The sequence below is a fragment of the Mycolicibacterium iranicum genome (assembly GCF_002101705.1).
In the GTDB taxonomy this organism is placed as follows: Bacteria; Actinomycetota; Actinomycetes; order Mycobacteriales; family Mycobacteriaceae; genus Mycobacterium; species Mycobacterium iranicum.
The window spans coordinates 1-3,980 of sequence record NZ_LQPC01000053.1; the positions used below are offsets into that span (position 1 = coordinate 1).

General features: G+C 64.3%; 3 protein-coding genes. All 3 read right to left on the bottom strand.

What is annotated here, in order from left to right:
* Positions 1–32: 32 nt before the first annotated feature.
* The 3 genes from AWC12_RS26035 to AWC12_RS26045 all read right to left on the bottom strand — a co-directional run bounded on the left by AWC12_RS26035 (position 33) and on the right by AWC12_RS26045 (position 3,576).
* A complete protein-coding gene (locus AWC12_RS26035; RefSeq protein ID WP_085177946.1) occupies positions 33–635 on the bottom strand; it encodes an alcohol dehydrogenase catalytic domain-containing protein in 603 nt (200 codons plus the stop codon).
* Positions 636–690: 55 nt separating this feature from the next.
* On the bottom strand, positions 691–2,598 hold the full coding sequence (locus AWC12_RS26040; protein WP_024447828.1) for an alkaline phosphatase family protein: 1,908 nt from the start codon (positions 2,596–2,598) through the stop codon (positions 691–693).
* Between the two features lie 186 nt (positions 2,599–2,784).
* Positions 2,785–3,576 (bottom strand): bestrophin-like domain, encoded by a 792-nt coding sequence (locus AWC12_RS26045; RefSeq protein WP_085177947.1) that lies wholly within the window; start codon positions 3,574–3,576, stop codon positions 2,785–2,787.
* Between the last annotated feature and the right edge of the window lie 404 nt (positions 3,577–3,980).

Here is a 3,980-nt window from a genome sequence, read left to right on the forward strand (position 1 = left end):
TCCTCGCCACAGCAGGGCCCGAACATGAGGAATTACGTGACGGCAGCCCCTGGGGAATTACGTGACCGTCGGCACTTCTTCGCATATTGAACACCGAGATGACCGAGGCCACCGAGCCCCTGGACGGCAACCAGGCTGCCCGGTGGGGCATCGGCGACTCTCAGCGCATTGAATGTCGTGATCCCGGCGCACAGCAGTGGGGCGACGGTCACGGGATCGAGGCCGGCGGGCACGCGGACCAGTCCGCTGGCGCGCGCATAGACCATCTCCGCGTAGCCTCCATCGACCGATGTCCCCGGCAGCGGCTGGTCGGTGCAGTTCACGTAATCGCCGCGCCTGCACCACTCGCACTGGCCGCAGGGCCCGCCGAGGAACCCCAGTCCCGCCCGGTCGCCGACGGCCCACCCGGTGACGCCTTCACCCACGGCATCGACGACTCCGACGACTTCGTGGCCCGGAACCAGCGGCGTCGCCGGGTCCGATCGCTGACCCTCGACGGCGAGAACGTCGCTGTGACACACCCCGCAGGTGAGCACCCGCAACCGCACCTGGCCCGGTGCGGGGTCGACGAGGTCCCGGTCTACGAGCTCGAAATGGCGCTGATCGGTGACCTGGAAGGCCCGGTATGTCGGCATACCTCAGAAGCTAGGTGCGGGACCGCCTCCGCGGCATTCCTGCTAGCACCCAAACTCAGACCGCGACAGCTGCTGCGCCACAGGCGAACAGCGCGCTCGACACGCGACCGTCGGTGCACGCCACCGCCACCAAGTCAGGCGTCGACGACTCCTCCGGCGGCCACGGGAACGTCGGCGTCGTCGGACGTTGCAGCGGGAAGATGCTGGCACCTTCCACGCCGGTGAGCCGGGCGACAATCTGAGCGACGATGTTGGTCGCGATGTAGGCGATGTCGCCGACGATGTCGACCGGAATGATGGCCAGCTGGGCGAGCGGGCTGATCAGGAAGATGTCCTGATCGGCGAGCGACTGCAACCCCGATGTGATGCCGTTGACGATGTTGTCCACGTAGTAGGGAATCGTCGCGACGATGGTGCGCACGCTGAGCGCGATATTGGTGCCGATGTCGGGATAGCCGTACATCGCGATCGCATCCTGCAGCGCCTTGCGCAGCAACGCGTCGTTATCACCGGGCAGCACTGTGCTGTCGTCGAGGTCGGTGAGCGAGACGCCGTCGGAGTCTTCGGCCGGCTGGTAACCGAACAGGTGCATCACCGTCGGGGTGACGTCGACGATCGAATATTTGAGGTTCACCCCACCCTCGGTGAAAAGCCCCGGGGAGTTGGCGATCACGAACGTCGAGGTCTCGTCCGGCGACTGGAAGCCGTGACCGAAGCCTTTTTGCGGCTGGTGGCCGTGATCGGTGACCATCATGATGGTCCACTGTTCACCGGTGAGGTCTTCCCAGTCGTCGACGGCCGCCATGATCAAGCCGAGATTTTCGTCGAAGTTCGCCAGTGCTTCGAGGTATTCCGGTGAGTCGCCGCCGTACAGGTGGCCGTTCTCGTCGACACCGACGAAGTAGCTGAAGATCAGGTTGGCGACGTCGGCGCTGGCCGCGGCGATGGCCGCCTCGGTGTATTCGCCGACGAGGTCGTCGGCCTCCAGCCAGCGCGGATCGTTCTCCTGTTCTGGCACGTTGACGAGGTTGTCGACGCCGAGGCCGGACGCCGCGATGGCCGAGATGACGTTCCAGTTGGCGATCGACGTCGTCTCGATCGCGGAATTCAGGGTCTCGAGCTGAGTGAACACGGTCGGCCATTTGGAGTACGTCCACGGGGTGAAGACGTTGTTGATGACCCCTGTCTTCTCCCCCCACGCCCCGGTGAGGATGGACGACCAAGACGGGTTCGAGATGGTGGTATGCCCGACGATCGTCGATGCGGCGGTGGTGCTGCCTTGGATCAGCTTGAAGAAGTTCGTGGTGAGCTCGGGGTGCGCCAGCACCCGACTCAAGTTGGTGCCGTCGACACCGATGACCAGGACATTGGGTGTTCCGACGTCGAGCACCTCGGCCTGCTGTGTCGTGACGGCGGTGCGGCGCAGCGTGTTGCGTTCGAGCTCGTCACGGGCAGCGGCCAGCGACGCGAGGAGCGTCGAGCCTTGCAGCGGTGCGGCCGGCGACGGCTGCTCCGGGGCGGGCAGCGAGCTGACCCCGTCGGAGACCACCTTCGTCACGGTTGGCTTCTCGGTCGGCCCGGCGTCGGGCTCTGCTTCCTCCTCGTCGGTGACCGACTCCGCGGGTGCATCGTCGTCGCCGTCGGAGGAGGCCTCGGCCCGGCTCGCCTTCGTGGTACGACGGTGCGCGGAATCCTCGGCAGCCTCGTCGTCGGCGTCGTCAGCGGTCTCGTTGTCGTCGGCCGCGGTGTCCGAAGCAGCTGCGGAGTTGTCGGATGCAGACGAGTCGGAGTCATCCGAGGATGAGGCCGTCGAACTCGACGACGAAGCGCTCGATGATTCGCTCGATGACGAGGAATCTCCGGTGTCGGCGTATGCGACTCCTGATGCAGATGCGACAGCCCAACCGACACCCAGTGTCACTGCAAGCGCTCCGACGCGACCAATGTTGTTGGCGTAACTCATGGGTTTCCTTTCGACGAAGCACTACACAGGTGCGTCGACGGGGGTCGCCGCGTCGTGTGGGCTGATTGTGCTTCCCGTAAATTACGCCGCGGCGATCGTTCGCTGACCGCGATTCACCGAGTTGGTTGCCAGTCGCATGAATCTGCTGGCGATGCTGACCGTGACGCCGCCAGATCCAGCCGCCTCCTAAGGGGTGGCCTGCAGGGTCCGTATGACTTGTTGAAGCGGTTCTGGGACCGTGGACACCGCTCCCACATACGGGTGGGAAAGCTCGACCACGAGGAAGAGTTGAGCGCCGACGAGCGTTCCGATGATGGCCACCATGGCGAAGTGGTTGGCGGCCTTCTCCACGCCGTAGATGATGGCGCAGCCCAGCAGAAGGCCGCTCGTGACGAAGATGACGGCCCACAGTGACCATGGCGGACCGGTGTCGGTGCGCGCTTGCAGAATGCGCTCGGCGCGGTTCTTGCTGAGGTCGTTCAAGTTACTGAAAGAGGTTGACAGAAGCGTCTTTTGCGCATCAGTGTCGGGCGTTATCCCTTCATAGGCGGCGTAGAGCCGGTTCAGCGCTTGGTCCGCTGCCGGATAGGACCGGCCTTCGTTGATTTCGTCCCACTCGATGATGGCTGCCTGCTCGTACTCGAGCAGACTCAGTCGGATCCGTTCCCTGTCGGGCTGATTGAAAATGTGTGAGTCCCTGGCCAATTGCGCACCGGCGGTGCCTTCGGTGCGCACCAGGTCATCGGCGTGGCTTATCTGGCCCCACATCGCTGAGACTACGAAGCCGATGAAGAAGGCGAACACGAAACCGACGACCCCGAAGGCGAACTTGGTGACGTCGTTGTGTTCCTCGCCTCGGAGGTTGGGAAATCGGCGCCGCACCACGAGCTGGATAACGATGGCGGTGCCCGCCGTACCGGTGACCATCCCGATCAGCAGCAGCCACGAGGGCACATGGGATACCAGCCACTGACTCAACGCTGCCCCCGTGTCGTCGCTGTGCCCGGCTCGCGCGGGCGCGGAGTTCCGACCTTTGGTGCCATGTCCGTCCAGTCAGCGGTGATTCGGCACTTTGGACGGTTAAATTGTCTCGGCGCCACATCGACCTGGTCGGTCGTGAACACCGACCCCGTAGTTGTGGTCTCGGGCCGGCAGGCCGCGGCACCTCCCCAAATACACGAAACCCGCTCCGAACTGGTCAGAGCGGGTTTTCGTGCGTCGGGCTGACAGTGTGCTGGTTCAGGACATCGGCGACAGATGTCTCGCGTCATTGGAGATAGATGTCTCGGGGCATTGGAGACAGTTCGGCTCGGCGTGATGCTCGGGGATGCCGCAACCCACGTCAAAGGCCCGTCTGGTCCTGACCGCGTTGTTCGTCGACC

What these genes read in the sequence shown, in the direction of transcription:
- AWC12_RS26035 (WP_085177946.1), bottom strand. Translation starts at nt 635, where the DNA reads ATGCCGACATACCGGGCCTTCCAGGTCACCGATCAGCGCCATTTCGAG.
- AWC12_RS26040 (WP_024447828.1), bottom strand. Translation starts at nt 2,598, where the DNA reads ATGAGTTACGCCAACAACATTGGTCGCGTCGGAGCGCTTGCAGTGACA.